Source organism: Noviherbaspirillum denitrificans (assembly GCF_002211445.1).
GTDB lineage: Bacteria > Pseudomonadota > Gammaproteobacteria > Burkholderiales > Burkholderiaceae_D > Noviherbaspirillum > Noviherbaspirillum denitrificans.
This window is the reverse complement of record NZ_LSTO01000001.1, coordinates 3332294-3357839: the sequence shown is the minus strand read 5'-3', so window position 1 is coordinate 3357839 and position 25546 is coordinate 3332294. Positions and strand designations below refer to the sequence as shown.

The window sequence follows — 25546 nt, the reverse complement described above, 5'->3', positions numbered from 1 at the left end:
CGGCGATGACCGAGACCCAGGCGGTTGCCGCTGCGGCGACGGCGCCGATGACGGAAAAACCCAAGGCCAAGTCAGCCGCCAAGCCGAAGGCGTCTCCCGCGTCCGATGGCGAACCCGCCGCCCCGGCGCCGCGCAAGCGCAAGACCAGCAAGTAAATCCCGACCCGGCAGGCCGCGTCAGCCGCGCGGCCTGTCCTGTTCCCCGGGCGCTGCAACAGGCGTCTTCAGGCGTCCCGCCATCCACAGGGCGACCAGCCCGCACCCAACGGCAAGATAGCCGACAACGTTGAAATGCTCGATCTGTCCGGCTGCGTTGCGCGTGATGATCAAGCCTGCAACAAGCGAAGCCGTGCCGGACGCCAGCATCTGTACCGACGATCCCAGGCTCATGAAAGTGCCGCGCACCTGGACCGGCGCCACCGCCGACACCATCGCCATGCCGGGAATCATGCGGCCGGGCACCAGGATGAAAAATACCGTCGAATTGATCAGCACCAGCCACCACGGTACCGGCACGAGGTGGGTCGTCACCAGGATCGGCACGAAGGACAGGACCGCGATCCAGCGGAATACGGGCAGCTTGCCATGCCGGTCCGCCAGCTTGCCGATCACGCGCGACGTCAGCAGCGTTGCCCCGCCGCCGACAAGGTAGACCAGCGTGATGAAGCTGTCCGTCATGCCGACGGTAGTGGTGTAGTACAGCGCGATGTAGGGAATCACGCTGAAGTTCATCATCAGCAGCGCAATGAAGAAAAAGGCCTTCAGGTGCTCGGGCTCGCGCGCCACCGCGTAAATGCGCTGGAACACGTTGCCGGGCCGTCCGCGCCCAAGGTGGGCGGTCAAGGGCGGCAGGTAGCGGTAACCGAGGTACAGGATGAGGCAGGACACCAGCACGATGAAAAAGAAGGGCGCGCGCCAGCCAAGCCGCGGCAGGTGTTCCGCCAGGTAGAGCCCGAGCGGCACCCCCGCCACGGTCGACGCCGAGAAGGCCGCCATCACGGTCCCCATCGCCTGGCCGCGCCGCTCGAACGGCACGACGTCGGCGATCATGGTCTGCACCATCGCGCCGAGAATGCCGCCAAAGGCGCCGGCCAGGGCGCGCGCAAGCAGCAGCGTCGCATAGTTTGGCGCCAGGCCGCAGCACAGTGTGGCCACGATGAACAGCACGTACAGCGCCAGCAGCAGCTTGCGGCGATCGAAGCGGTCGACATAGGTGGCGGCGAGCAGCCCGGAAGCCGCCGCGGTGAAGGTGTACGACGACAACAGCAGGCCGAATTCATGCGTATTGATATGCAGCACCCGGATCAGCTGCGGACCCAGCGGCATCATGATCATGAAGTCGAGGATGTGCGTGAACTGGATGCCGGCGAGGCAGAGGAGGATCAGGCGCTCTTGTTTGTGCGGTGTGGAGTTCAACAGTGGGGGCGGAGAGCGGGTTGGCGAAGCAGCTAGCTTAGCAGCATCGGACAATGCTTACCGGCAGGTCTGGATAAGGCGGCAATTTCATATTCAAAAAAGGCTGCGGCGCCCGGCATGACCGGCTGGGAGAGGATTCCGGTCACGTCGTTTTGCGGCGCCGCGGCATCAGAACTCTTCCCACCCTCCGGCATTTACCGCCTTGAGCGTCCGTGTCCGGGCGGGGGCTGCAGGCGCCCGCACCTGGTAGAGCTGCAGCGGAGCTTCGACCGAGACGGAAATGGTGCTTTCCGCAAAGGACGGATCAAGCCGGAATACGCTCACCGCATCTTTCAACGCGCCGGCCTGTTCTTGCAGTGCCTCGGCCGCCGACGCAGCTTCCTCGACCAGTGACGCATTCTGCTGTGTGACCTCGTCCATATGAGATATGGCCTGGTTGATCTGCGCGATGCCTGCGGTCTGCTCCTCGCTGGCCGACGTGATTTCGCCCATGATGCCGGTGACATGTTTGACGCTGGCCACAATATCCTCCATCGTCGCACCAGCCTGGTCCACCAAGCGCGTGCCGGCTTCCACCTTTTCCACGGAGTCGCTGATCAGGACGTTGATTTCTTTCGCCGCGGCGGCGGATCGCTGGGCGAGATTGCGCACCTCTTCAGCCACGACGGCAAAGCCGCGGCCCTGTTCTCCGGCACGTGCCGCTTCGACAGCAGCGTTCAGGGCGAGGATGTTGGTCTGGAAGGCGATGCCGTCGATGACACTGATGATGTCGACAATCCTCTTCGCCGACGCATTGATCGCGCCCATGGTCTCCACCACCTGGGCAACCACCGCGCCGCCCCTGAGCGCAACATCGGTGGCGTTCGTCGCCAGCTGGTTGGCCTGGCGGGCGTTGTCTGCATTCTGCTTCACGGTGGAAGTCATTTCTTCCATCGACGATGCCGTTTCTTCAAGCGAGCCGGCCTGCTGCTCGGTGCGTGAAGACAGGTCGAGGTTGCCGCCGGCAATCTGTGCAGAGGCGGAAGCGATCGTGTCCGCTCCTTTTCGTACCTCGGACACAATGCGCCCGAGGCTGCGGTTCATGTCATCCAGTGCGCGAAGCAGCTTGGCGGTCTCGTCACGGCCATCGATTTCCACCTTGCTGGTCAGGTCGCCTGCCGCCACGGTTTGCGCGATTCGCACGGCCTGGCCCAGCGGACCTGTGATCGAGCGCGTGATCCACCATGCGCAACCCATCCCGAGCAGCACGGCGGCGGCGCCGAAGGCAATCATCTGCGCGCGGGCCGCCGCGTAGGCATCCTCCGCATCCCGCGTCGCGGCCTTGTTCAGCCGTTCTTCCTGTTCGATCAGCTCGGTCAGGGCCGCGATCCATTTCTGCTGCAGCGGCCGCACTTCACGGATCAACGTGTGCGTCGCCTCCCCGGCCTTGCCTGCCAGCCCGAGTTCGGCTGCCTTGTCGATGAGCGGCTGTATGGCCGCTTCCACCTCGCGCAGCTTCTGGAGAACGGCCTTTTCTTCCGTCGTCGCGCGGAGATTGCTACTCATTGCAGCGAGCTGCCGCTCGGCTTCGGTGTAGCGGGCAGCTTGCGTCTTGATGCGCTCGACTTCCGGGCGGCGTTCTGCGTCTTCGCCCAGCAAGGCGATATTGCGCAAGGCAATCATCCGGTCGGCAACGGTAAACCGCATGGTCGCCGCCAGCTTGGCTTGCATATTGTTGTCGCCAATGAGGTGCAGGTCGTCCTGGATATGCGACATGCGTGACAGGGCCAGCAGCGTGGCCAGCGTCAGCATGGCCAGCACCAGGGCGAAAGCGGCCGCCAGGCGGGCGCCGATGGTCAGATTGCTGATTTTCATTCTTGCTCCCAATTTGATTTCTAATTTGTCTTAGACAAACATTATTTTTACCTCATTCTTTGCTTTATATTTTCATTTGTCAAATATTTGTCTTGGACAAATTGATGTATAAGACTGAATTGTGGAAGAGCACGCATCGCGTGGTGAAGGCACTTGTCACGGCAACATGTGTCATAAAGACCAGCCGATGGACGGGCGTTTCCGACGACTTTTCCATCCCCGCGCTGACACGGTTGTCCGGCGCAATTGCCAGCGCCGATCTGGCCGGGGCTGGACGAAGTGGGTGCTCAACCCACATTGGCAAGTGAGAATCTTTGAGTGACGAAGACGTCCCCACAATTCGGGGATTTCCGGTTTTCTTGGTAGAATCAACGACTTATTCAACATTGAAGGTGCGTGATGCTGTACCCAGAACTATTCAAGTCCTTAGAACAAGTCCGCTGGAACATGGAAAAAGATATTCCCTGGGACAAGTTCGATGCTTCCATGCTGACAGACGAACAAGCACAAACCATCCGGATGAATGCGATCACCGAATGGTCGGCCTTGCCCGCCACCGAGATGTTCCTGCGCGACAACCGCGGCGACAGCGACTTCTCCGCATTCATGTCCGTGTGGTTCTTCGAAGAGCAGAAGCACTCGCTGGTCCTGATGGAATACCTGCGCCGTTTCCGTCCCGACCTGGTGCCCACCGAGGAAGAGCTGCACAACGTGCGTTTCGAGTTCGATCCGGCGCCGCCGCTGGAAACGCTGATGTTGCATTTCTGCGGCGAGATCCGCCTGAACCACTGGTACCGTTGCGCATCCGACTGGCACACCGAGCCGGTCATCAAGCACATCTACAAGGTCATTTCCCAGGATGAAGCACGTCATGGCGGCGCCTACCTGCGCTACATGAAAAAGGCACTGGGCGAAGCAGGTGACACCGCGCGCGCCGCGTTCGCCAAGATCGGCGTCCTGATGGCTTCAGCCCGCCGCACCGAAAAGCCGCTGCACCCGACCAACCTGCACGTCAACCAGGCCCTGTTCCCGAATGACACCGTGCAGAGCCGCCTGCCCGACCCCGACTGGCTCGAGCGCTGGCTGGACGGCCAGATCAAGTTCGACGGCACATGGGAAAAGAAGGTCGTCGACCGCATCCTGCACAATCTGTCGCTGCTGTTCGAGCGCACGTTCGAATCGGTGCAAGACCTGAACCGCTATCGCAAGGAAGTTTCCGGCCGCCTTGGCGGCAACGGCCTCAAGCCTGCCGCCTGATCCAGGACTGAGGTAAGCTACGAGCCGCAAGCAATGATGCTTGCGGCTTTTTTATTTGGAACCATGCCTACCTTCGAGAAAAAGATGTGCGCCCGTGCCGACCTGCGCGAGCGCATCGGGCAGCTGCCCAAGCCGGTGGTGCTTACCAACGGCGTCTTCGACATCCTGCACCGCGGCCATGTCACCTATCTCGCCCAGGCCCGCGAACTTGGTGCCTCGCTGGTGGTCGCAGTCAATACCGACGCCTCCGTCAAGCGGCTCGGCAAAGGCGACGACCGCCCGATCAATACGTGCGAGGACCGCATGGCATTGCTCTCCGCGCTCGAGTCAGTCAGCATGGTGGTGCCCTTCGACGAAGACACCGCACTGGAAGTCGTGCAGGAAGCGCGGCCCGAGATCTACGTCAAGGGTGGCGACTACGACATGAGTGCCATCCCCGAAGGCCGCGCGGTGCTGGCGTATGGCGGCAAGGCGGTCGCCATCGACTTCGAACACGACCGTTCCACCACCAACCTGCTCAAGAAGGTACGCAGCAGCTGAGTCCATGAATTTCGCCCCGCTCGCCGAAGTCATTCGCGGCAACACGGTCGAATCCGTCCACTACGGAGCGGTCGCCGTGGTCAACCTGCGCGGCGAGCTGCTCTTTCACGCGGGCGATCCGCATTTCCTCACCTTCACGCGCTCCACGATCAAGCCGTTCCAGGCGCTGCCTTTCCTGCGTGGAGGCGGCCCCGCACATTTCGGCTTCGGCAGCAGGGAAGTCGCGCTGCTGTGTGCAAGCCATTCCGGCGAAGCCATGCACACCACGCTGGTCGAGTCCATGCTGCACAAGGCCGGCTGTGACGAACACCACCTGCAATGTGGCTGCCATGTTCCCCTCCATTACGCGACGGAAAACCGGCAACCCGCGCCCGGAGAAACCTTCACCCAGCTGCATAACAATTGCAGCGGCAAGCATGCCGGTTTTCTGGCGTGGTGTCGCCAGCATGGCCAGCCGGTCGAGAGTTACCTTGACCCGATGCATCCGCTGCAGCGCGCAATCCGGACCACTCTCGCGGATTTCGCAGGCGTTGACGAAGGCAGCATGCCTGCCGGCATCGACGGCTGCTCGGCGCCCAACTATGCCTTGCCCCTGTTGCGCCTCGCCTACGCCTACGCGCGCCTTGCCCAGGCCGGCCCCGACCCGGTGCACGGTGAATTGACCGCCCAGCTCTTCGGCGCGATGACGAGCCATCCCGAACTCGTCTCCGGCACCGGCCGCGTTGACCTCGCGCTGATGCAGGCCGGAACCGGGGATTGGGTCGCCAAGGGCGGTGCGGAAGGCGTGCAGGTGCTTGGGATTCGCTCCGCGGGTCTCGGCATTGCATTAAAAGCTGCGGATGGCAACGCGCGCGGCCTGCAGGCGGCCACGGTGGCGGTGCTGCGGCAACTCGGACTGCTGCCGCAGCACAGCGGGCTGGACGCATGGCTGCGTCCGCAATTGCACAACCTGCGTGGCCTTCGCACTGGCGAAGTCAGGCCGTCCGTTGTGCTTGAAAAAGCCTGAATGCGAGTGCTCAGTGGCCGTGGTGCATGCCGCCGTGGCCTGCATCCTTCTTTTCCTGTACTTTCACTTTCACTTCGGCCTTTCCGGCCTTCTCGAAGACCAGGGTCAGCGGGAAGCTGTCGCCGGCCTTCAGCGGCTGGCGCAGGCCCATCAGCATCAGGTGGTAACCGTCGCCCGGCTTCATCTCGACGCGGGCAGACGCCGGAATCTCGAGCTGTCCCACTTCACGCATCTTCATCACGTTGCCCTCCATCGCCATGGTGTGGACTTCGACGCTCTTCGCGACGGGTGAGCTTGCGCCGATCAGTTTATCCCCGGCCTTGCCCTTGTTCTCGATCGTGACATAGGCGCCGCCGGCTGGCTGGTTCGGGGCCGTCGCACGTGCATACGGATTGGCGATGAGGAGATCGTTCAGCCTGACCTCCTGCGCATGTGCGGACATGCTGAATGCCATTGCCGCTGCAAGAGTGGTAAGTGTGCGAAAAATCATGGTGGTTCCTGTACAAGTTCAATTGAAAAATTCAGCTGCCGCCGGCAAAGCCGTTTTGCCGCCAGGCTTCATACACGACGACGGCGACGGTGTTCGACAGGTTCAGGCTGCGGTTGTCCGGCCGCATCGGCAACCTGATACGTTGGGAGGGCGGAAACGATTCGCGCAATGCGGGCGCCAGGCCGCGCGTCTCTGAACCGAAGATGAAGAAGTCGCCAGGCTGGAAAGCCATCGACGCGAATGGTGTCGATCCATGCGTCGTTAGCGCGAACATCCGTGCCGGGTCGGGTTGCTCGCTCGCTACGAAGGCATCCCAGTTCCGGTGCACCTTCATCGTTGCGTAGTCATGGTAATCAAGTCCCGCGCGGCGCATCTTCGCATCGTCCAGCGGGAAGCCGAGCGGTTCGATGAGGTGGAGCTGTGCGCCGGTATTGGCGCACAGACGGATCACGTTGCCCGTGTTGGGCGGGATCTCCGGTTCTACGAGTACGACATGAAACAAGTCCTGCTCCTTCTTGTTAGCGTTGCGGCGTACGCGCAAACACGATATTGGTGACGCGCACCGCGCCGAATCGCTTGAGTGTGGCGGCCAGTTCATTCAGCGTTTCACCTGTCGTCATCACATCGTCGACGACACCGATATGCCGGCCGCGTACGCGCTGCATCGCATAGGCGGGCACGACGAATGCGTTGCGGATGTTCTTGTGCCGTTCGTCCGGATGCAGCATCGACTGTGCCTGCGTTTCGACGTGGCGCGCCACGAGATGTGGCTCCAGCCTGACGCGCATCTGTTTCGACAGCGGCCGCGCGATTTCCAGCGCTTGGTTGAATCCGCGCTGCACAAGCCGTTGTGGTCCGAGCGGGACAGCAGTCAGTAATTGCGGCAGTGGCATTCTGCCGGCCGCCGGGTGCAGCAGCTGTGCAAACAGCGGCGCGATTTCCAGCCGGTTCCCGAACTTCAGCGCGAGCACCAGCCGGTCGATGGGCGGCGCGTAGTCTGCGGCAACGATCGTTGCGTCAAATGCGGGCGGCTGCTTGATGCACTCGCCGCAGCGCGTGTCCGCACGCGGCAGCGGAATGCCGCAGCACGTACAGCGCGCCTGTGCCGGCCGGAAGAACTGCGCGCGGCATCCGTCGCACAGCGCGCTATGATGCACGTTGCCGCATAGCGCGCACGACGACGGCAGCACGTTCGGCAGTCCCGACAGCAGGTGGTGCAGCAGCGGACGCATCCGGGCAAACATGGAGCAGGCAAGTCCTCAAGCGTGTAAACTGCCGCATTATCTCATTGCCCCGCCGGATTGCATCGTGTCCTCCCAGTCTGATTCCCGCCAGAGCGCGCCTATCGACATGCATCGCATGCGCAGCCTGTTCGATGAACCTGCGCGGGTCGCGGACTCGAACTTCCTGCGCAGGGAAATTGCCAACCGCATGCACGAACGCCTGTCGCTGGTGAAGATCGAGCCGCAGCGCGTGCTCGATCTCGGTTGCGGCGAGGGTGCGGACTTTGCGCCCCTGCGGGAGCTCTATCCGGAAGCGCACCTGCTTGGCGTCGATGCTTCGTTCCCGCTGCTCGCCGGCGGCAGGCGAGGACAATCGGCCGCGGTATCGTCAATGACGCGGCTGCTCGGCAAGCTCTTGCCGAAAAAAATTGGCACACGGCACGAAGACGCCTTCAGCCTCTTATGCAGCGACTTCGCGCAACTACCACTCAAGCCTGCGTCCGCCGACCTTGTCTGGTCCAATCTTGCCTTGCACTGGCATCCGCAGCCCGACCTCGTATTTGGCGAGTGGCGGCGCGTCTTGCGTGTCGACGGCTTGTTGATGTTTTCCTGTTTTGGTCCGGACACCTTCAGGGAGATTCGCGCGGCATTCGCGCAGGTCGATGCCTTGCCGCACACGCTCAATTTCGTCGACATGCACGATCTCGGCGACATGCTGGTCAACACCGGCTTCTCGACACCCGTGATGGATATGGAAACCATTACGGTCACTTACGAGTCCACCGACAAGCTGCTGGCCGATGTACAAGCCTGGGGCGGCAATCCGCTCCTGACGCGGCGTAAAGGCTTGCTCGGCCGCAATGCGGGTGCTCGGCTGCATCATGCACTGGAAGGATTTCGCGGAACGGACGGCAAGATTCCACTGACATTTGAAGTGGTTTATGGACATGCTTTCCGTCCTGCGCCGACAAAGACCGCCGAAGGCGAGTCCATCATCCGGTTCGATCTTCCGCGCAAGCGCCAGTAATCTTTCCAAGAGTCAATCTATCTGACAGACAAAATCCGTTTCAAAGGCGGATGAGATGCGTCCGAAATGTGGCATTAATGGCAATTTTCCGTCTGCGTATCCTACGCTGCAACGTAGTAATGGCGCGGGAAATCCGGGATTTTGTAAGACATTTTTTCCCTTGATAACCATCCAATTTCCGACTTATACTTCCGGGGTTTTGCGCAGACGGCTCGTTGCTTTGTTTCCTTGAGGTAGATCATGGACAGCCGCGAATGGATGCTGAAGCGCAATTGCTCAATGTCACCGCGACAGCTTGGCCTTGCCTACCTCGCGGTATGTGCGACATCACTGCTGGTAGCGACATTTTTTGCCGCATCCGGTGCCTGGTACGTCCTCGGCTTTGCGCTTGTTGAGCAGTTCGCGGTAGGAATTGCCTTTTTGTTGTATGCTCGTCATGCGACGGACAGGGAACATATCGCACTCGAAGAGAACTGCCTGCTGGTGGAAGTCATCCAGGTGGAGCATGTCCGACAATTCAGGCTGGATCCGCGCCTCACGCGCGTCGAACCGCCCGTGTCGGGCAGCAGCGGGCTGGTGTGTTTGGAGGCGAACGGCACCAGGGTCGAAATCGGCCGGTTTTTGACAGAATGGAAACGGCGCGAGCTTGCAAAGGAGTTGAAGGGTGCGCTCGCGTTGCAAAGATATAAACAGAATTCCAATCTTGGCTTTTGAGGAAATTATGAAACTTGCGAAGCGCCTTCAATCCCTGATGCTCGGTGCGTCGCTCCTGATGGCAGGCATGCCGTCATGGGCGGTCAACGATAGCCCGGGCGGTCCCGCTGTTCGACAGATGACCTTCCACCAACCGGTCACAAAGATCGCGCAAGAGGTTTATTCGCTGCACAACCTGATGCTGATCATCTGCCTGGCGATTTTCGTCGCGGTGTTTGGTGTCATGTTCTATTCCATCTTCAAGCATCGCAAGTCGGTCGGCCACAAGCCGGCAACCTTCCATGAAAGCACGGCCGTTGAAATCGCCTGGACGGTCGTTCCCTTCCTGATCGTCATCGGCATGGCGCTTCCCGCCACCAAGACTGTTGTCGCAATGAAGGACACCTCCAACGCCGACCTCACCATCAAGGTCACGGGCATGCAATGGAAGTGGGGCTACGACTACCTGAAGGGCGAAGGTCAGGGCATCTCCTTCCTGTCCGCGCTCTCCACCCCGCGCGAACAAGTCATCGATCCGACCAAGGTCAAGAATGACAATTACCTGATCGAAGTCGACAACCCGGTCGTCGTCCCGGTCAACAAGAAGGTCCGCCTGGTCCTGACAGCAAACGATGTGATCCACGCCTGGATGATCCCGGCATTCGCGGTAAAGCAGGATGCGATTCCCGGCTTCGTGCGCGATACCTGGTTCCGTGCCGAGAAGACCGGCGTCTACCGCGGACAGTGCGCCGAACTTTGCGGCAAGGAACACGCTTTCATGCCGATCGTGGTCAACGTCGTCAGCGACGAGGAGTACACGAAGTGGGTTGAGGGCAAGAAAAAGGAAATGGCGGCGAAGGCCGACGACCCGAACAAGACCTGGACCATCGATGAACTCAAGCAGCGCGGCGAAAAAGTCTATGCAGCCAACTGCGTGGCCTGCCACCAGGCCAACGGCAAGGGTGTTCCTGGCGCGTTCCCGGCACTGGATGGCTCGGCAGTCGTGAAGGGACCGAAAGCACCGCAGCTCGGCGTTGTGCTGAACGGCAAGGGCGGTATGCCGCCGTGGAAGGGTGTACTTTCCGATACCGATATCGCTGCCGTGATCACCTATACCCGCAACAGCTGGTCCAACAAGGCCCAGGAAAATATTGTTCAACCGGCTGAAGTGCTGGCTGCGCGCAAGTAATTGAACCAGGAGATTGAGATGACCACCGTAGTTGATCACGCACACGATCACTCTCACGACCACGCGCATGACCACCCGCACGGCTGGCAGCGCTGGTTGTACGCCACCAACCATAAGGACATTGGTACGTTGTACCTGTGGTTCTCATTCATCATGCTGCTGTCCGGCGGCGTGCTCGCGCTGTTGATCCGCGCCGAGCTGTTCCAGCCCGGCTTGCAGCTGGTGCAGCCCGAGTTCTTCAACCAGCTGACCACCATGCACGGCCTGATCATGGTGTTCGGCGCGATCATGCCGGCCTTCGTCGGCTTCGCCAACTGGATGATCCCGCTGCAGATCGGCGCATCCGACATGGCGTTCGCCCGCATGAACAACTTCTCGTTCTGGCTGCTGCCCCCGGCGGCAATCCTGCTGGCCGGCTCCTTCCTGGTGCCCGGCGGTGCGACTGCGGCCGGCTGGACCCTGTACGCTCCGCTGTCGACCCAGATGGGTATCGGCATGGACATGGGTATCTTCGCGATGCACATCATGGGCGCGTCGTCGATCATGGGTTCCATCAACATCATCACCACCATCCTCAACATGCGCGCTCCCGGCATGACGTTGATGAAGATGCCTATGTTCTGCTGGACCTGGCTGATCACCGCCTACCTGCTGATCGCCGTGATGCCCGTGCTGGCCGGCGCAATCACCATGACGCTGACCGACCGTCACTTCGGCACTTCGTTCTTCAATGCTGCCGGCGGCGGTGACCCGGTGATGTACCAGCACATCTTCTGGTTCTTCGGCCACCCCGAGGTGTACATCATGATTCTGCCGGCATTCGGCATCGTGTCGCACATCATCCCGACCTTCGCACGCAAGCCGCTGTTCGGCTACGCATCGATGGTGTACGCAACCGCATCGATTGCAATCCTGTCGTTCATCGTCTGGGCGCACCACATGTTCACCACCGGCATGCCGGTGACCGCGCAGCTGTTCTTCATGTACGCGACGATGCTGATTTCGGTGCCGACCGGCGTGAAGGTGTTCAACTGGATCGCCACCATGTGGAAGGGTTCGATGACTTTCGAAACCCCGATGCTGTTTGCGGTCGGCTTCATCTTCGTGTTCACGATGGGCGGCTTCACCGGCCTGATCCTGGCGGTGACGCCGATCGACATCCAGATGCAGGATACCTACTACGTCGTGGCGCACTTCCATTACGTGCTGGTGGCCGGCTCGCTGTTCGCGCTGTTCGCCGGTTTCTATTACTGGGGACCGAAGTGGACCGGCTTCATGTACAACGAAGGCCGCGGCAAGTTCCACTTCTGGGGTTCGCTGATCACCTTCAACGTGACCTTCTTCCCAATGCACTTCCTGGGTCTGGCTGGCATGCCGCGCCGCTATGCCGACTACCCGGCGCAGTTCACCGACTTCAACATGATTGCCTCGATTGGCGCCTTCGGCTTCGGCCTGATGCAGGTGTACTTCCTGCTCGCCGTCGTTCTGCCGTCGATCAAGGGTGGCCAGAAGGCAGCCGACAAGCCGTGGGACGGTGCAGAAGGCCTGGAGTGGACCGTGCCGAGCCCGGCGCCTTTCCACACCTTCGAAGTGCCGCCGACTGTGAAGTAAAAACTGCTGGCGGGCGCAAGCCCGCCGGTCTTGTATATGTCTGATCCGAAAAAGAACCTCAAAACCGCATTGATCCTGGCGTCCGTGGCGCTGATGTTCGCCGTGGGCCTCTTTGTAAAACGTCTCTGGCTGAGCTGAGATGGAATCACGGGAACCCAACGGCGCGGCAGTCAAGGCGGGCCTGCTGAACAGGCAGATGCTCACCAAGCTGCTGGTCGTTGCGGTAATGATGTTCGGTTTCGGTTATGCGCTGGTGCCGATCTACAAGAAGATCTGCGAGATTACCGGGGTGAACCTGCTGACGCCGAAGGATACGATGGTCGGCGATATCAAGAACACCCAGGTCGACAAGAGCCGCACCATCACGATCGAGTTCGATGCAACCGCGCAAGGCCCATGGCGCTTCCGGCCCACGGTCTCCAGCATGCAGGTGCATCCCGGCGAGATGGCGCAGGTGGTGTACGAAGTGGTGAATACGCAGGCACGCGCAATCGATGCGCAGGCGATTCCGAGCTACGCACCGCAGCAGGCGTCGGCCCACTTCAAGAAGATGGAGTGCTTCTGCTTCAAGCAGCAGACGCTTGGTCCGAATGAAGCGAAGCAGATGCCGGTCGTGTTCTTCATTGATCCGGCACTGCCCAGGGATGTGAAGACGATTACCTTGTCGTACACGTTCTTTGAAATCGGCGGTTCAGGCAAGAAACAGGCGGCAGCGCAAGGCAATACGAATGGATGACCTGAAAAAAGCGACGGAGCGCAAAGCATCCTTCGGGGCAACGATGAAGGCGGTATTCTGGTCGTTTTTCGGAATCAGGAAAAAGAGCGACTACGAGAAGGATGCGCAGCAGCTGAACCCGGTGCACGTGATTATTGCCGGTGTGATTGGCGCGTTGATTTTTATCGCGACGCTGTTGTTGATCGTGAAAAGTGTCGTCGGAAAGTAATTATTTAAAATTGTATTGGGAGATGGAGATGGGTTCTCATCAAACAGGTAGCGCACCCTACTATTTCGTTCCGGGGCCGTCCAAGTGGCCTGTCCTGGCTGGTGCATCGCTGCTTCTCACCATGGCGGGCGCATCGGCCTGGGTCAACGGCGTCAGCTGGGGACCAGTGGCGAACATTATCGGTATCCTCGCGGTGCTGGTTGTCCTCTACAAATGGTTCGGCGACGCGATCGCCGAATCCGAAGGCGGCCTGTACAGCGCGCGCATCGACGTGTCCTACCGCTGGAGCATGAGCTGGTTCATCTTCTCCGAAGTCATGTTTTTTGCCGGTTTCTTCGGTGCACTGTTCTACGCGCGCAGTGTGACGATGCCTTGGCTGGCCGACCTTGACCACAAGCTGATCTGGCCTGACTTCAGTGCGCAATGGGGCAACTCCCCCGGCGGCACTATCGAGCCGTTTGCGAAGATGGGCCCGTTCTGGATTCCGACGATCAACACCGCATTGCTGCTGACTTCTGGTGTTACCCTGACCATAGCCCACCATGCACTGCGCGCCGGTCAGCGTGGCAAGACCGCGTTCTGGCTGTTCGCGACGATCGTGCTGGGTGCCGTGTTCATGAGCTTCCAGGCTTACGAATATGCGCACGCCTACAGCGAACTCAACCTGAAGCTGACCTCGGGCATTTACGGCTCGACCTTCTTCATGCTGACCGGTTTTCACGGCTTTCACGTGACTCTGGGCGCCATCATGCTGGCAGTCGTGCTGTATCGCGTGATGAAGGGGCACTTCACGCCGGACCACCACTTCGGATTCGAAGGTGCCGCCTGGTACTGGCACTTCGTTGACGTCGTGTGGCTCGGCCTGTATGTCGTTGTGTACTGGTTGTAATCTGCATTCGCAGAAAACAAAAGCCGCACCGAGGTGCGGCTTTTTTTGCTATTCAGCGCAGTGTCAGCGTATGCCGGTAGGCTGTATCCAGCCCTGGCTGTAGGCAACAAGGATCAGGACGAAGAGCGCAATCGAAAAGCCCACGCGGAAGGCGAGTGCCTTGACGGTACGGTTGCTCTTGCCCTTGTCGCGCATCAGGAAGACGAGCGCGGAACCGAGACTGGCCAGGATCAGGATGAAGGCGACGGCGACGAGCGTTTTCATGCGGGGCTGGTCCGGCACAAACAGGCAAACGGACACTCGGTGTTGAATAAAGAGACATTGTAATGCCAATGAAATTCCGGTTCAGGTGGATTCCTTTCGTTGCCGCAGTTGTTGTCGCGGCAATCGGTTTTTCACTGGGCCAGTGGCAAACGCGCCGCGCGTCGGAAAAACTCGCAATCGAGGCGAAGCAGCAGGCGCGCGAGACGGAAATGCCGTCGGCTGTCGGCAATGTAATCCGCGCTCCTGAAGAAGTGGAATTCCGCCACCTCAAAGTGCGCGGCGAGTTTGTGCCGGGATGGACGGTGTACCTGGATAACCGCCCGTACAAGGGGGCTGCCGGGTTTTATGTGATGACCCCGCTGAAGATTGCCGGGTCGGAGTTACACGTGCTGGTCGCACGTGGCTGGGTAAAGCGGGATGCCGCTGACCGGGCTAAACTTCCCCCGATCCCGACGCCGCCTGGCGAGGTGGAAATCGAAGGCATTGCCCGTCGTGACGCCGGGCACATCCTGCAACTTGGCGACGCGGGACCGCTGAAGCGCGGTGAGATCGTGCAAAACCTTGATGCGCCGGCTTTCGAAAGGGCTTCCGGCCTGAAGATGCAACCCTTCGTGCTGGAACAGGTCAGCGAAGCGCAAGATGGCTTGGTGCGCGACTGGCCGCGGCCTTCGTCGGGCGTGGAAAAGCACCAAGGCTATGCGTTTCAGTGGTACGCGCTGGCAGCGACAGCACTGATATTTTTTGTGGTAACAGGATTTCGACGTGGAAAAGAATGACCAACAGCGCAAGGGGCGCTGGAAACTGTTTGCGGTGATCGCAATTTGCGCCTCGCCGCTGATTGCCTCCTACCTGTCCTACTATGTAATCAAACCGGAAGGACGGACCAATTACGGCGCACTCATCGATCCTCGCGCGTATCCGATCCCGGCGGCTCTTGGCACTGCGGTAATCGATGGCAAGCCTGCGCAGCTCAACGATTACCAGGGCAAATGGATCATGCTGCAGGTTGGCAATGCCGATTGCCAGGAAGCGTGCCGCAAGCAATTGCACAACATGCGCCAGCTCCGTCTTGCGCAGGGCAAGGACATGGACCGCATCGAGCGTGTGTGGCTGGTAACAGACGACAAGCCACTGGAAACAATGCTGATGCGCGAATATGACGGAACGCACATGCTGCGCGCGAGCGCGGATGCGGTAAAGGCGTGGCTGCCGGCTGATACGGGCACCGTCCCGGCCGACCACATCTACATGATCGATCCCCTTGGCAACCTGATGATGCGTTTTCCCAAGGATGCCGATCCGAACAAGATGAAGAAAGACATTGCGAAGCTCCTGAAGGCTTCGCGCATAGGATGATGGCCCGATGCTGATCCAACTCGCGATCATGGGTGTGCTGGCCGCCATGCTGCCATTGGCGGTGGTCTGGGTGTCCAGCGACACCAACAAGTACCGCAAGCTGGTGTGGGTGACGGTTTTCCTCACCATCGACCTGATCATGTTCGGCGCATTCACACGGCTTACCGATTCCGGACTCGGCTGTCCGGACTGGCCGGGATGTTACGGTCACGCCAACCCGGTGCAAGCGCATGCCCATATCAGTGCCGCCGAGGCGGCGATGCCGGAGGGCCCGGTGACGGTGATGAAGGCATGGATCGAAATGGTCCATCGTTACCTCGCCATGGGCGTCGGCGTGCTCATCATTGCCATGATGGTGATTGCCTGGCGAATGTGGCTGAAGTCGAAGCGCACGGAACACGCCTTCTCACCATGGTTGCCAACTTTCCTGCTGGGCTTCGTCTGCCTGCAGGGGGCGTTCGGCGCATGGACCGTTACGCTAAAATTGCAGCCGGTCATCGTAACGACCCACCTGCTGCTCGGCATGGGCCTGCTCATGCTGCTGGCATGGCTTGGAACGCGGCAGGTTGTCCATCCGCCGGTCTCTCCTCGCGCCGTATCGATCCGAGTGCCAGCGGCCGTCGCGCTAGGCCTGTTGTTCACGCAGATTGCATTGGGCGGCTGGGTCAGCACCAACTATGCGGCGCTCGCCTGCCTCGACTTTCCGCTTTGCCATGGGCAGGTGGTGCCCCAGATGGATTTCGAGAACGGTTTCACCTTGTGGCGCCATCTCGGCAAGACGGCCGACGGCGAATTCCTGCCGTTCCCGGCGCTGACCGCGATCCACTGGGTGCATCGGATGTTTGCGCTCGTCGTTGTCGCCTACGTCGGCTGGCTTGCATTTCGAGTGCGCAAGATTACCGGCCTTGAACGGGCTGGCACGTGGTTGCTCGTCGCTGTCGGCGTGCAATTCCTGACCGGCATGTCAACAGTTTTCCTGAAGTGGCCGCTCGCGCTTGCGGTGGTCCATAACGGCGGAGCAGCGGTCCTCGTGCTTCTGCTCACCATGTTAAACTTCCTGGCTAGGATTCCGTCGCAGGCTGCGCCGAATCGAGCCACAACACGGCTTTCCGCCGCTTGAGGTGCACGTGACTACACTGACCATCCAATCCAATCGCTTTGCCCAGTATTGGGCGTTGACGAAGCCGCGGGTCACCCAGCTTGCCGTGTTCTGTGCCGTCATCGGCATGTTCCTCGCCTCGCGCGAATTGCCCGACTGGCGCGTTGTTGTCGCGGCCACGATCGGTATCTGGCTGCTCGCCGGTGCCGCGTTCGCAGTGAACTGCCTCGTCGAACGAGAAATCGATGCACGCATGGCGCGTACCGCCCGCCGCCCGATGGCGCGCGGCGAACTGACCGTATCCCAGACACTGGTGTTTTCCGGCGTGATCGGCGGGGCAGGGATGTGGGTTCTCTTCAATTTCGTCAACCCGCTGACGATGTGGCTCACCTTCGCCACCTTCGTCGGCTATGCAGTCATCTACACGATGCTGTTGAAGCCCGCGACGCCGCAGAACATTGTCATCGGCGGACTCTCTGGTGCAATGCCGCCGGCGCTTGGCTGGGCCTCCATTGCGAACGATGTGCCGATGGAAGCATGGATCCTGGTGCTGATCATCTTCGTGTGGACGCCGCCGCATTTCTGGGCGCTGGCATTGTACCGCCGCGACGACTATGCGAAGTCCGGGCTGCCGATGCTGCCCGTGACGCATGGTCTGAAGTTCACCCAGTTCCACGTCTGGCTGTACACCATCATCCTCGTGGCGACGACGATGTTGCCATTCGCCGTGCAGATGAGCGGGTTGATCTACCTCGCCAGCGCCATCGTGCTCGGCGCGATTTTCCTCTGGTATGCATGGCACATGTGGCGGAATTACACCGACCTGTTGGCGCGCAAAACCTTTGCTTACTCGATCGTCTACCTGTCGCTGCTGTTCGCCGCGCTGCTGGTCGACCACTACATCAAGTTTTAATCATGTCTTTCGTTACTGCAGGGCGCGCAGTTGCGCTCGCCCTTGTCGCGGCAACCACCTTGCTAGGGGCATGCGGCAAGAAGGAGGAGGGGGCGCAGATGATGTTGTCGCCTGCCAAGTCCACGTTCAGGAATACCGATGTCACCGGTCTCGACTACGGCAAGGACTTTGCCATGCCCGACCATACCGGCAAGATGCGCACACTTGCCGATTTCAAGGGCAAGGCGGTAGTGGTGTTCTTCGGCTATACCCATTGTCCGGATGTATGCCCGACGACCATGGCCGAGATGGCGAATGTCATGCAGCAGCTGGGCCCGCAGGCGGACAAGGTGCAGGTCATCTTCGTGACGGTGGATCCGGAGCGCGACACGCCGCAGCTGCTGTCGCAATACGTGCCATCCTTTGATCCGCGCTTCATCGGGCTCGTCGGCGACAAGGCCGCGACCGAGAAGATGGCGAAGGAATTCCGCGTGTTCTACCAGAAAGTGCCAGGCAAGGAGCCCGGGAGCTATTCCGTCGATCACACCGCGGGCAGCTATATCTTCGACCCGCAGGGAAGGCTGCGCCTGTTCGTGCGCCATGGCCAAGGGCCGGAGCCGATCGTGCACGACCTGAAAATCCTGCTCTCGCAGGCATAAGCGATAAAAAAGGCGCCCGAAGGCGCCTTTTTTTGAGGTCAACCTGCTTACACGTAAGCAGCGAGCGTGCCTTTCATTTTCTTCAACGCCGCGCTTTCGATCTGGCGGATGCGCTCGGCCGAAACGCCGAACTCGTCTGCCAGTTCATGCAGGGTTGCGCCGGAACCGTCGTCGTTCGACAGCCAACGAGCTTCAACGATACGGCGCGAACGCGCATCGAGCTTGTCGAGCGCCGCTTCCAGGCCTTCCGACTGCATGCGGTCGAACTGTTTCGCTTCCAGCGCCTTCGTCGGCTCCGCCGTGTCAGAGGACAAGTAGGCAATCGGCGCAAACTTGTCGTCTTCGTCGTCGCTCGGACCATCGAGGGCGATGTCATGGCCCGACATGCGGGTTTCCATCTCGATCACTTCCTCGCGCTTCACGTTGAGTGACTTGGCGAGATCCTCGACTTGCGCCGGCGTCATCGCATCAAGGCTTTCCTTGTGACTGCGCAGGTTGAAGAACAACTTGCGCTGCGCCTTCGTGGTTGCGATCTTGACCAGGCGCCAGTTCTTCAGGATGTACTCATGGATCTCGGCCTTGATCCAGTGCATGGCGTAAGACACCAGGCGCACGCCCTGGTCGGGGTCGAAGCGCTTCACTGCCTTCATCAGGCCGATATTGCCTTCCTGGATCAGGTCGGCATGGGGCAGCCCGTAACCGAGGTAGCCGCGGGCGATGGACACAACCAGCCGCAGGTGCGACATCACCAGTTTTTGCGCTGCTGCGAGGTCGTTCTGTTCGCGCAAGCGGCGGGCGAGCGACGTCTCTTCCTCGTGCGTCAGCATCGGAATGCGGTTGACGGACGAGATATACGCTTCGATATTGCCGAGGCTTCCCGGAAAACCGAGCGTGAGGGCGTGACTTCCCATCGGAACCAGTGCGGTTTGTGTAGAAGTTGCTTTCATCGTTTCTCCTTGCCTTCAGCCTTTCCTCCCCAGAAAGGAGAGGATTGCTGTTTTCGTCCATATATTAGCACTCTCACTGGAGGAGTGCTAATCACCGTTTTCAACGGCTTTAATAGTTCATGCCTATGGAGCGAAATGGATCGATTTATATAGTTAACTTTAATGCAATTGCACCGGACAAAGTTGTGAACAATCAAATCGTTGCCGAAAAAGACCCTCTTCCGGCTCAGGTAAGGCGCGCCAGTTGCCGGCGAACTGAAAGCAGAGCTCCGACCAGCCCCAAGGCAGCGCTGGTTGCTAACATGGCAATGGTCGTGCCGGTGCCGAGTGGTGCAAGCCGGAATTCGGACGCATACAGGCGGGCGAAGTCGGCAATCGCATCGTTCAGCGGGTGAAGGGACAACGCAACCGTCCCGAGGGCGGCTGCGCCGGCGCACAGCCCCAAGAGGGCGCCCGTGTAATAGAACGGCCGATAGATATAAGAATCGGTCGCGCCGAACATCCTGCACACTTCGATTTCGGTCCGCTGCGTCATTACCTGCAGGCGGATGGTATTGAAGATGACGGCCACCACGACCACGCCCAAGGTAGCGGCGAGAAAAAGCAGAGCCAGCCGCAACACATGCATCAGCGCGGCAAGGCGTTTTACCCACGCGGAATCGATCTGGACGTATTCGACACCGGCTAGCGCCTTGAGTTGCACCGCAAGCTGCTCCACTTTGGCCGCGTCGGACGATTCGCGGACACCAGACAGTTTCAGCACATAGCCGTCGGGCAGCGGATTTTCACCAAGGGCCGTGATGGCGTCGTCCAGGCCGGTCTTGTTCTTCAGCAGGGTGAGTGCGCTTTCCCGTGGGATGAACTCCAGTTTTCCGGAATTGCCGGATTCCTGCACCATGCGACGAATCTGCGGGGCGAGGGCGGTCGCGCGTTCACGCGGCGTATCCATTGCCAGGAAGACGCTGATTTCCGGCTCTACTGCAAGCTGCTCGGATATCGGACGCACATTCTCCAGCAGGGTAAGACCGGCAAAAGGAAGCGCGAGCGCGATAGCGACCACGATGACGTTTAGTGAAAAGCTGCCCGGTGCACGCACAAGATGGCGGAAGGCGCTTGCCAGCGCGAGCATATGTTGCCTGAGCCAGACGATCATGCGGCCCCCTGGAGCGAATCGGACGACGGGCCGTCGACAAGGCGGCCGTGTTCGAGATAGACGATGCGCGAAGCGCTGGCAAGGATGTTGTCGTCGTGGGTGGCGATGACGCAGGTCACGCCAACGCCATGGAAGGCCTTCAGCGCATCCATTACTTTCCTTGCACTGGCGCGATCGAGGTTGGCGGTCGGTTCGTCGGCCAGGATGATTTGCGGACGGTTGACGATGGCGCGGGCGATGGATACCCGCTGCTGTTCGCCGCCGGACAGCGCCATCGGATCCGACGTGGCCTTGTCGAGCAGGCCGACCTTGTCGAGTGCGGCGCGGGCCCGCTTTTCGGCTTCTGCCCCGGCCGTGCCGATAACCAGCAGCGGCAGCATGACGTTGGACAGCACGCTGCGGTCGTTGAGCAGGCTTTGCTGCTGGAAGATCAGCCCGAGGTTGCGGCGCAGGTAGGGCAGGCCGGAGGCGTTCAGGCGGCCGACGTCCTGGCCGTTGACCGACACGGTGCCCGAGGTCGGCCGCTCCATGACGGCGATCATCTTGAGCAGCGTGGATTTGCCCGCACCCGACGGCCCCGACAGGAAGGCGAGCTCGCCTTTGCCGATGGTCAGGTCGATGTCGGTCAGCGCGGATGACCCGCGGCCGTATTGCTTGGAGACGTGCCGGAATTCGATCATGTCAGCTCAGCAGCGCGTCGACGAATTCTTCGGCATTGAAGGGCTGCAGGTCTTCGATCGTTTCACCCACGCCGATAAAGTACACCGGCACCGGACGCGTCTTGGCAATCGCCGCCAGCACGCCGCCCTTGGCCGTGCCGTCGAGCTTGGTGATGACCAGGCCGGTCAGCTGCAGCGCGTCGTCGAAGGCTTTTACCTGCGCCAGCGCATTCTGGCCGGTGTTGCCATCGATGACCAGCAGGATCTCGTGCGGCGCGGTAGCCATGCCCTTGGCAATCACGCGCTTGATCTTCTTGAGCTCTTCCATCAGGTGCAGCTGCGTCGGCAGGCGGCCGGCGGTATCGACCATCACCACGTCCACGTTCTTCGCCCTTGCGGATTGCACCGCATCGAAGGCCACTGCTGCCGGGTCGCCGGATTCCTGCGCGATGACGGTGACGTTGTTGCGCTGGCCCCAGATGGCGAGCTGTTCGCGGGCGGCGGCGCGGAAGGTGTCGCCCGCAGCCAGCAGCACGGATTGGTGGTGCGCCTGCAGGTGCTTGGCGAGCTTGCCGATGGTGGTCGTCTTGCCCGCGCCATTGACGCCGGCAATCATCATCACCAGCGGCTGTTCGCGCCCAAGGACGAGCGGTTTCTGCAGCGGCGTGAGCATCTCGATCAGCAGGGTGCGCAGGGCGGTCTTCACCTGTTCCGCCTCGGTCAGCTTTTCGGCCTTGACCTTCTTCTTGAGCGCATCGAGGAGGAACTGGGTCGCTTCCACGCCGGCATCGGAGACCAGCAGCGCCGACTCCAGCTCTTCATAGAGGTCGTCGTCGATTTTGGCGCCGACGAAGAGGGTGGTCAGGTTGCTGGAGGTCTTGGACAGGCCGGCCTTCAGGCGCTGCAGCCAGGATTGCTTCTTCTCGGGCGGCGGCGGTTCGGCGGGGACAATTTCGCCTTCCGGCTCTTCCTCGGCCACCATGGCAGGCGCAGGTTCGGGAACTGGTGCAAGAGCCGGGGCAGGAGCCGGGGCTTCGACCGGTTCGACCGTTTCAACCGGCGCAGGCGCGGCATCCTTCTTGAACAGGTTCAGCCAGGAAGACTTTTGCGGCGCTGCCGTCTCGGCGGGCGCTGGCGCCGATTCCGGTGCGACTGTTTCCTGTGCTGTCTGGGCCGGCGGTGCAGGCGTGTCTTTCGGTTTTTTCTTGAAGAAACTAAACATCGGGGCAGGGGGAGTAGGCGGTTCCGTGCGCGCAAAGCGCTGCTGCAGAAAAAAGATACAATCGGAACCTCATTTCACGGGCGGCGTCATCATGCTTGACACCGCATCAAATCAGCCCCCTATTTTATCAGAGCGGAGATTATGAAATTCCGGATTGCCTTATTGCTGTCCGCCTGGACGCTGGCCTTCCTGCCGGCGGTATCGCAGGCGGAAGTCGCGCAGGAGTTCATGTTGAAGAACGGCATGAAAATCATCGTCAAGGAAGACCACCGCGCGCCGACCGTTGCCCACATGGTCTGGTACAAGGCCGGGTCGATGGATGAGCACAATGGCGCGACGGGCGTGGCGCACGCGCTGGAACACATGATGTTCAAGGGCACGAAGATGCTGAAGCCCGGCGAGTTCAGCCAGCGCGTCGCGGCACTCGGCGGGCGCGAGAATGCATTCACGAGCAAGGATTACACCGGTTACTTCCAGCAAATCGAGAAGTCGAAGCTGGAAAAAGTGATGGCGCTCGAAGCCGACCGCATGGCCAACCTCGTGTTCGACAAGGATGAGTTCTCGCGCGAAATCCGCGTCGTGATGGAAGAGCGCCGCTGGCGCACGGAGGACCAGCCGATTCCGCTGCTGTACGAGGCGCTCAACGCGACGGCATTCACGGCCCATCCGTACCACCATCCGATCGCCGGCTGGATGAGCGACCTGCTGAGCATGACGGTGCAGGATGCGAAGGCCTGGTACGACCGCTGGTATGCCCCCAACAATGCTGTCATGGTGGTGACCGGCGACGTCGATGCGAAGCAGGTGCTCGCGCTGGCCGAAAAGCATTTCGGCAAGATCCCGCGCAAGGCGGTGCCGGTGACCAAGCCGCAGGATGAACCTCCGCAACGCGGGATCCGACGCGTCACCGTCAAGGCACCCGCCGAAAACCCGTACGTTGTCCTCGCATTCAAGGTGCCGGCGCTGCGCGATGTCGAGAAGGACAACGAGTCCCACGCGCTCGACGTGCTCGCCGCCATCCTAGACGGCTACGACAATGCCCGTCTCAATGCGAAACTGGTGCGCACCGACCGCGTCGCCAATTCCGCCGGCGCCGGGTATTCGAACATCGGCCGCGGACCGGTGCTGTTCCTGCTGGACGGCACGCCGGCGGTGGGGACGACCACCGAACAACTTGAAAAGATGCTGCGCGCGGAAGTCGAGCGCATCGCGAACGAAGGCATTTCCGAGCAGGAGCTCAAGCGCGTAAAGACCCAGCTCATTGCCGGCCAGATCTATAAGCGCGACTCGATCTTCGGCCAGGCGATGGAAATCGGCACGATGGAAATGTCGGGCATCTCGCACACCAAGATCGACCGCATCATCGACAAGCTCAAGGAAGTCACCGCTGAGCAGGTGCAGGCCGTCGCGAAGAAGTATTTCGGCGACGACGAACTGACGGTCGCCACGCTCGTGCCCCTGCCAATCACCGAGAAAAAAGCGCCGGCGCCGCCCAAGGGCCTGCGCCACTGATGACGGGAAGAATAATGATGAAGCGTTTTCTCTTTGCATTCCTGCTCGCCTTCGCGGGCACCGGCCCGGCGAGCGCCGCGCTGAAGATCCAGTCCTGGAACCTGGCCAATGGCGCGAAAGTGCTGTTCGTCGAAAACCATTCGATCCCCATCCTCGATCTCAGTGTCGAGTTTGATGCAGGATCGCGCCGCGACCCGCAGGGCAAGTCCGGGACTGCGGAACTGACCAATGCCATGCTGGCGCGCGGCCTGCGGGAGTCGAATACGCCGTTCGCGGAACCTGCCATGACCGAGGCGCAGATTTCGGATGCGATTGCCGATGTCGCCGCGCAGCGCGGTGGCGGCGCCGGCGGCGACCGTGGCGGCGCCAGCCTTCGCACACTATCCAGCCGCGCGGAACGCGACGCGGCCGTAAACCTGCTGGGCCGGCTGCTTGCGCATCCGAGCTTCCCGCAGAGCTTCCTGGAGCGCGACAAGGCGCGCATGATTGCCGCGATCAAGGAAGACGAAACCAAGCCGGAGTCGATCGCCAACAAGGCATTCTGGCGCCTGCTGTACGGCTCGCATCCGTATTCCCAGACGTCGACCGTGGCATCGGTGGAGTCGATTACGCGCGATGACCTGGTCGCTTTCCACTCGACGCACTATGTAGCCAATCGCGCTGTGATCGCGATGATCGGCGACATCACGCGAGCCGAGGCGGATGCGATTGCGCAGCAGCTGACTGCGCGGCTGCCGCAAGGCGCTCCGCTACCGGCGCTGCCCGGGGTGGAAGCGGTGGCTGCGACGGAAGAGCGCATTCCGCATCCCGCGACGCAAGCGCACATCATGCTCGGCCTTCCGGCGGTCGTACGCGGCGAACCCGACTATTTCCCGCTGCTGGTGGGGAATTACACGCTGGGCGGCGGCGGTTTCGTCTCGCGCCTGACGCATGAGGTACGCGAGAAGCGCGGCCTGTCGTACAGCGTCTACAGCTATTTCAACCCGATGGCGCAGCCCGGCCCCTTCGTCGCCGGCTTGCAGACCCAGAAGGAGCAGACCGGCGAGGCGCTGAAGGTGGTGCGTGACACCATCTCCGCCTTCCTGCGCGACGGTCCGACGCCGGCGGAACTGAAGGCGGCCAAGGACAACCTGGTCGGCGGCTTCGCGCTGCGCATCGACAACAACCGCAAGATTCTCGACAACATCGCCGCCATCGGCTTCTACAACCTGCCGCTGGATTACCTCGATACCTGGACGTCAAGGATTGAAAAAGTGACGGCCGCGGAGGTCAAGGCCGCCTTCCAGCGCAAGGTGGCGCTCGAAAAGATGTCCACGGTGATCGTCGGCAATGCAAAATAGGGGCATGCAAGGAAATCGTCCGAGAAAAGCCGCTTCGCTCGCCCAAGGCAGGCGGAAGCCCCAGCAAGTCCGCATCATCGGCGGACAATGGAAACGCACCCCCCTTGCCGTCCTTGATGCGGAAGGCTTGCGTCCCACTCCCGACCGTGTCCGCGAGACTGTGTTCAACTGGATCAATCACCTGCTGGACGGCGGCTGGGAACAGGTACGCTGCCTCGACCTGTTTGCCGGGACCGGAGCATTGGGTTTTGAAGCCGCCAGCCGTGGCGCGGTGCGGGTCGTGATGGTCGAGGACAATGCCGCCG

General features: G+C 60.9%; 29 protein-coding genes. 19 read left to right on the top strand and 10 right to left on the bottom strand.

What is annotated here, in order from left to right; translation table 11 throughout:
* Positions 1–176 precede the first annotated feature (176 nt).
* Both AYR66_RS16230 and AYR66_RS16225 read right to left on the bottom strand, forming a co-directional pair.
* Positions 177–1415, bottom strand: coding sequence for an MFS transporter (locus AYR66_RS16230; protein WP_088708367.1), 1239 nt, complete (start codon positions 1413–1415; stop codon positions 177–179).
* A 168-nt stretch (positions 1416–1583) separates the two neighbouring features.
* Positions 1584–3269, bottom strand: coding sequence for a methyl-accepting chemotaxis protein (locus AYR66_RS16225; protein ID WP_088708366.1), 1686 nt, complete (start codon positions 3267–3269; stop codon positions 1584–1586).
* A gap of 399 nt (positions 3270–3668) precedes the next feature.
* Between AYR66_RS16225 and AYR66_RS16220 the strand changes: the two genes are divergently transcribed.
* The 3 genes from AYR66_RS16220 (at position 3669) to AYR66_RS16210 (ending at position 6072) form a co-directional block, all read left to right on the top strand.
* A complete protein-coding gene (locus AYR66_RS16220; RefSeq protein WP_088708365.1) occupies positions 3669–4526 on the top strand; it encodes a ferritin family protein in 858 nt (285 codons plus the stop codon).
* 63 nt (positions 4527–4589) lie between these two features.
* Positions 4590–5066 carry a D-glycero-beta-D-manno-heptose 1-phosphate adenylyltransferase gene (gene rfaE2, locus AYR66_RS16215; RefSeq protein ID WP_088708364.1) on the top strand — a complete coding sequence of 159 codons (477 nt, stop codon included), beginning with the start codon at positions 4590–4592 and terminating at the stop codon, positions 5064–5066.
* A gap of 4 nt (positions 5067–5070) precedes the next feature.
* Positions 5071–6072, top strand: a complete 1002-nt coding sequence (locus tag AYR66_RS16210) for an asparaginase (RefSeq protein WP_088708363.1) — start codon at positions 5071–5073, stop codon at positions 6070–6072.
* 10 nt (positions 6073–6082) lie between these two features.
* Here AYR66_RS16210 and AYR66_RS16205 read toward each other — a convergent pair whose 3' ends face one another.
* The 3 genes from AYR66_RS16205 to AYR66_RS16195 are packed head-to-tail and all read right to left on the bottom strand — an operon-like array spanning position 6083 to position 7806.
* A complete protein-coding gene (locus tag AYR66_RS16205; protein ID WP_088708362.1) occupies positions 6083–6562 on the bottom strand; it encodes a copper chaperone PCu(A)C in 480 nt (159 codons plus the stop codon).
* Positions 6563–6593: 31 nt separating this feature from the next.
* Positions 6594–7064, bottom strand: coding sequence for a tRNA (uridine(34)/cytosine(34)/5-carboxymethylaminomethyluridine(34)-2'-O)-methyltransferase TrmL (trmL, locus tag AYR66_RS16200; protein ID WP_088708361.1), 471 nt, complete (start codon positions 7062–7064; stop codon positions 6594–6596).
* 16 nt (positions 7065–7080) lie between these two features.
* The gene (locus tag AYR66_RS16195) at positions 7081–7806 is read right to left on the bottom strand and encodes a ComF family protein (RefSeq protein ID WP_170942171.1); all 726 of its coding nucleotides are present in this window, start codon (positions 7804–7806) and stop codon (positions 7081–7083) included.
* Between the two features lie 106 nt (positions 7807–7912).
* Here AYR66_RS16195 and AYR66_RS16190 point away from each other — a divergent pair, with 106 nt between their 5' ends.
* The 8 genes from AYR66_RS16190 to AYR66_RS16160 all read left to right on the top strand — a co-directional run bounded on the left by AYR66_RS16190 (position 7913) and on the right by AYR66_RS16160 (position 14138).
* On the top strand, positions 7913–8812 hold the full coding sequence (locus AYR66_RS16190) for a methyltransferase domain-containing protein (RefSeq protein ID WP_088708360.1): 900 nt from the start codon (positions 7913–7915) through the stop codon (positions 8810–8812).
* Between the two features lie 240 nt (positions 8813–9052).
* A complete protein-coding gene (locus tag AYR66_RS16185) occupies positions 9053–9526 on the top strand; it encodes a DUF2244 domain-containing protein (protein ID WP_088708359.1) in 474 nt (157 codons plus the stop codon).
* A gap of 7 nt (positions 9527–9533) precedes the next feature.
* A complete protein-coding gene (gene coxB, locus AYR66_RS16180; protein WP_088708358.1) occupies positions 9534–10694 on the top strand; it encodes a cytochrome c oxidase subunit II in 1161 nt (386 codons plus the stop codon).
* 18 nt (positions 10695–10712) lie between these two features.
* Positions 10713–12305, top strand: coding sequence for a cytochrome c oxidase subunit I (gene ctaD / locus AYR66_RS16175; RefSeq protein ID WP_088708357.1), 1593 nt, complete (start codon positions 10713–10715; stop codon positions 12303–12305).
* 36 nt (positions 12306–12341) lie between these two features.
* A complete protein-coding gene (locus tag AYR66_RS29775) occupies positions 12342–12443 on the top strand; it encodes a cytochrome oxidase small assembly protein (RefSeq protein ID WP_214608764.1) in 102 nt (33 codons plus the stop codon).
* 1 nt (position 12444) lies between these two features.
* The gene (locus tag AYR66_RS16170) at positions 12445–13041 is read left to right on the top strand and encodes a cytochrome c oxidase assembly protein (protein WP_088708356.1); all 597 of its coding nucleotides are present in this window, start codon (positions 12445–12447) and stop codon (positions 13039–13041) included.
* The gene (locus AYR66_RS16165) at positions 13034–13249 is read left to right on the top strand and encodes a DUF2970 domain-containing protein (protein WP_088708355.1); all 216 of its coding nucleotides are present in this window, start codon (positions 13034–13036) and stop codon (positions 13247–13249) included. The genes AYR66_RS16170 and AYR66_RS16165 overlap by 8 nt, the downstream gene beginning before the upstream one ends.
* Before the next feature lie 22 nt (positions 13250–13271).
* The gene (locus AYR66_RS16160; RefSeq protein WP_088708354.1) at positions 13272–14138 is read left to right on the top strand and encodes a cytochrome c oxidase subunit 3; all 867 of its coding nucleotides are present in this window, start codon (positions 13272–13274) and stop codon (positions 14136–14138) included.
* 63 nt (positions 14139–14201) lie between these two features.
* On the opposite strand, the gene AYR66_RS16155 is transcribed toward AYR66_RS16160, so the two are convergent.
* Entirely contained in the window at positions 14202–14402 is a 201-nt protein-coding gene (locus AYR66_RS16155) for a twin transmembrane helix small protein (RefSeq protein ID WP_088709854.1), read from the bottom strand.
* Between the two features lie 62 nt (positions 14403–14464).
* Between AYR66_RS16155 and AYR66_RS16150 the strand changes: the two genes are divergently transcribed.
* From AYR66_RS16150 to AYR66_RS16130, 5 genes are read left to right on the top strand one after another with little or no spacing between them, the layout of a single operon-like run.
* On the top strand, positions 14465–15178 hold the full coding sequence (locus AYR66_RS16150) for an SURF1 family protein (RefSeq protein ID WP_088708353.1): 714 nt from the start codon (positions 14465–14467) through the stop codon (positions 15176–15178).
* Positions 15165–15758, top strand: a complete 594-nt coding sequence (locus tag AYR66_RS16145) for an SCO family protein (RefSeq protein WP_088708352.1) — start codon at positions 15165–15167, stop codon at positions 15756–15758. Before AYR66_RS16150 ends, AYR66_RS16145 begins: the two co-directional genes overlap by 14 nt.
* Before the next feature lie 7 nt (positions 15759–15765).
* Entirely contained in the window at positions 15766–16878 is a 1113-nt protein-coding gene (locus tag AYR66_RS16140) for a COX15/CtaA family protein (protein ID WP_088708351.1), read from the top strand.
* A 7-nt stretch (positions 16879–16885) separates the two neighbouring features.
* The gene (gene cyoE, locus AYR66_RS16135) at positions 16886–17770 is read left to right on the top strand and encodes a heme o synthase (RefSeq protein WP_088709853.1); all 885 of its coding nucleotides are present in this window, start codon (positions 16886–16888) and stop codon (positions 17768–17770) included.
* Between the two features lie 2 nt (positions 17771–17772).
* Positions 17773–18408, top strand: coding sequence for an SCO family protein (locus AYR66_RS16130; RefSeq protein ID WP_088708350.1), 636 nt, complete (start codon positions 17773–17775; stop codon positions 18406–18408).
* A gap of 47 nt (positions 18409–18455) precedes the next feature.
* Here AYR66_RS16130 and rpoH read toward each other — a convergent pair whose 3' ends face one another.
* The 4 genes from rpoH to ftsY form a co-directional block, all read right to left on the bottom strand.
* Complete coding sequence (rpoH, locus tag AYR66_RS16125; RefSeq protein WP_088708349.1) at positions 18456–19355, bottom strand: RNA polymerase sigma factor RpoH; 900 nt, start codon at positions 19353–19355, stop codon at positions 18456–18458.
* Between the two features lie 226 nt (positions 19356–19581).
* A complete protein-coding gene (locus AYR66_RS16120) occupies positions 19582–20508 on the bottom strand; it encodes a cell division protein FtsX (protein WP_088708348.1) in 927 nt (308 codons plus the stop codon).
* The gene (locus AYR66_RS16115; protein WP_088708347.1) at positions 20505–21188 is read right to left on the bottom strand and encodes a cell division ATP-binding protein FtsE; all 684 of its coding nucleotides are present in this window, start codon (positions 21186–21188) and stop codon (positions 20505–20507) included. The genes AYR66_RS16120 and AYR66_RS16115 overlap by 4 nt, the downstream gene beginning before the upstream one ends.
* A 1-nt stretch (position 21189) precedes the next feature.
* The gene (ftsY, locus tag AYR66_RS16110; protein ID WP_088708346.1) at positions 21190–22389 is read right to left on the bottom strand and encodes a signal recognition particle-docking protein FtsY; all 1200 of its coding nucleotides are present in this window, start codon (positions 22387–22389) and stop codon (positions 21190–21192) included.
* A gap of 141 nt (positions 22390–22530) precedes the next feature.
* Between ftsY and AYR66_RS16105 the strand changes: the two genes are divergently transcribed.
* From AYR66_RS16105 to AYR66_RS30125, 3 genes are all read left to right on the top strand, one after another.
* Positions 22531–23901, top strand: a complete 1371-nt coding sequence (locus AYR66_RS16105) for a M16 family metallopeptidase (RefSeq protein WP_088708345.1) — start codon at positions 22531–22533, stop codon at positions 23899–23901.
* Between the two features lie 17 nt (positions 23902–23918).
* On the top strand, positions 23919–25241 hold the full coding sequence (locus AYR66_RS16100) for a M16 family metallopeptidase (protein WP_088709852.1): 1323 nt from the start codon (positions 23919–23921) through the stop codon (positions 25239–25241).
* Between the two features lie 4 nt (positions 25242–25245).
* Positions 25246–25546: RsmD family RNA methyltransferase (locus AYR66_RS30125; RefSeq protein WP_234814918.1), on the top strand; the 301-nt coding region annotated here is incomplete at its 3' end.

What these genes read in the sequence shown, in the direction of transcription:
- AYR66_RS16105 (WP_088708345.1), top strand. Translation starts at nt 22,531, where the DNA reads ATGAAATTCCGGATTGCCTTATTGCTGTCCGCCTGGACGCTGGCCTTC.
- AYR66_RS16190 (WP_088708360.1), top strand. Translation starts at nt 7,913, where the DNA reads ATGCATCGCATGCGCAGCCTGTTCGATGAACCTGCGCGGGTCGCGGAC.
- AYR66_RS16165 (WP_088708355.1), top strand. Translation starts at nt 13,034, where the DNA reads ATGGATGACCTGAAAAAAGCGACGGAGCGCAAAGCATCCTTCGGGGCA.
- AYR66_RS16225 (WP_088708366.1), bottom strand. Translation starts at nt 3,269, where the DNA reads ATGAAAATCAGCAATCTGACCATCGGCGCCCGCCTGGCGGCCGCTTTC.
- rfaE2 (WP_088708364.1), top strand. Translation starts at nt 4,590, where the DNA reads ATGCCTACCTTCGAGAAAAAGATGTGCGCCCGTGCCGACCTGCGCGAG.
- AYR66_RS16160 (WP_088708354.1), top strand. Translation starts at nt 13,272, where the DNA reads ATGGAGATGGGTTCTCATCAAACAGGTAGCGCACCCTACTATTTCGTT.
- rpoH (WP_088708349.1), bottom strand. Translation starts at nt 19,355, where the DNA reads ATGAAAGCAACTTCTACACAAACCGCACTGGTTCCGATGGGAAGTCAC.
- ftsY (WP_088708346.1), bottom strand. Translation starts at nt 22,389, where the DNA reads ATGTTTAGTTTCTTCAAGAAAAAACCGAAAGACACGCCTGCACCGCCG.
- AYR66_RS16170 (WP_088708356.1), top strand. Translation starts at nt 12,445, where the DNA reads ATGGAATCACGGGAACCCAACGGCGCGGCAGTCAAGGCGGGCCTGCTG.
- AYR66_RS16220 (WP_088708365.1), top strand. Translation starts at nt 3,669, where the DNA reads ATGCTGTACCCAGAACTATTCAAGTCCTTAGAACAAGTCCGCTGGAAC.
- AYR66_RS29775 (WP_214608764.1), top strand. Translation starts at nt 12,342, where the DNA reads ATGTCTGATCCGAAAAAGAACCTCAAAACCGCATTGATCCTGGCGTCC.
- AYR66_RS16140 (WP_088708351.1), top strand. Translation starts at nt 15,766, where the DNA reads ATGCTGATCCAACTCGCGATCATGGGTGTGCTGGCCGCCATGCTGCCA.
- AYR66_RS16120 (WP_088708348.1), bottom strand. Translation starts at nt 20,508, where the DNA reads ATGATCGTCTGGCTCAGGCAACATATGCTCGCGCTGGCAAGCGCCTTC.
- AYR66_RS16210 (WP_088708363.1), top strand. Translation starts at nt 5,071, where the DNA reads ATGAATTTCGCCCCGCTCGCCGAAGTCATTCGCGGCAACACGGTCGAA.
- AYR66_RS16195 (WP_170942171.1), bottom strand. Translation starts at nt 7,806, where the DNA reads ATGTTTGCCCGGATGCGTCCGCTGCTGCACCACCTGCTGTCGGGACTG.
- AYR66_RS16100 (WP_088709852.1), top strand. Translation starts at nt 23,919, where the DNA reads ATGAAGCGTTTTCTCTTTGCATTCCTGCTCGCCTTCGCGGGCACCGGC.
- AYR66_RS16185 (WP_088708359.1), top strand. Translation starts at nt 9,053, where the DNA reads ATGGACAGCCGCGAATGGATGCTGAAGCGCAATTGCTCAATGTCACCG.
- coxB (WP_088708358.1), top strand. Translation starts at nt 9,534, where the DNA reads ATGAAACTTGCGAAGCGCCTTCAATCCCTGATGCTCGGTGCGTCGCTC.
- AYR66_RS16150 (WP_088708353.1), top strand. Translation starts at nt 14,465, where the DNA reads ATGCCAATGAAATTCCGGTTCAGGTGGATTCCTTTCGTTGCCGCAGTT.
- ctaD (WP_088708357.1), top strand. Translation starts at nt 10,713, where the DNA reads ATGACCACCGTAGTTGATCACGCACACGATCACTCTCACGACCACGCG.
- AYR66_RS16115 (WP_088708347.1), bottom strand. Translation starts at nt 21,188, where the DNA reads ATGATCGAATTCCGGCACGTCTCCAAGCAATACGGCCGCGGGTCATCC.
- AYR66_RS16155 (WP_088709854.1), bottom strand. Translation starts at nt 14,402, where the DNA reads ATGAAAACGCTCGTCGCCGTCGCCTTCATCCTGATCCTGGCCAGTCTC.
- AYR66_RS16130 (WP_088708350.1), top strand. Translation starts at nt 17,773, where the DNA reads ATGTCTTTCGTTACTGCAGGGCGCGCAGTTGCGCTCGCCCTTGTCGCG.
- AYR66_RS16205 (WP_088708362.1), bottom strand. Translation starts at nt 6,562, where the DNA reads ATGATTTTTCGCACACTTACCACTCTTGCAGCGGCAATGGCATTCAGC.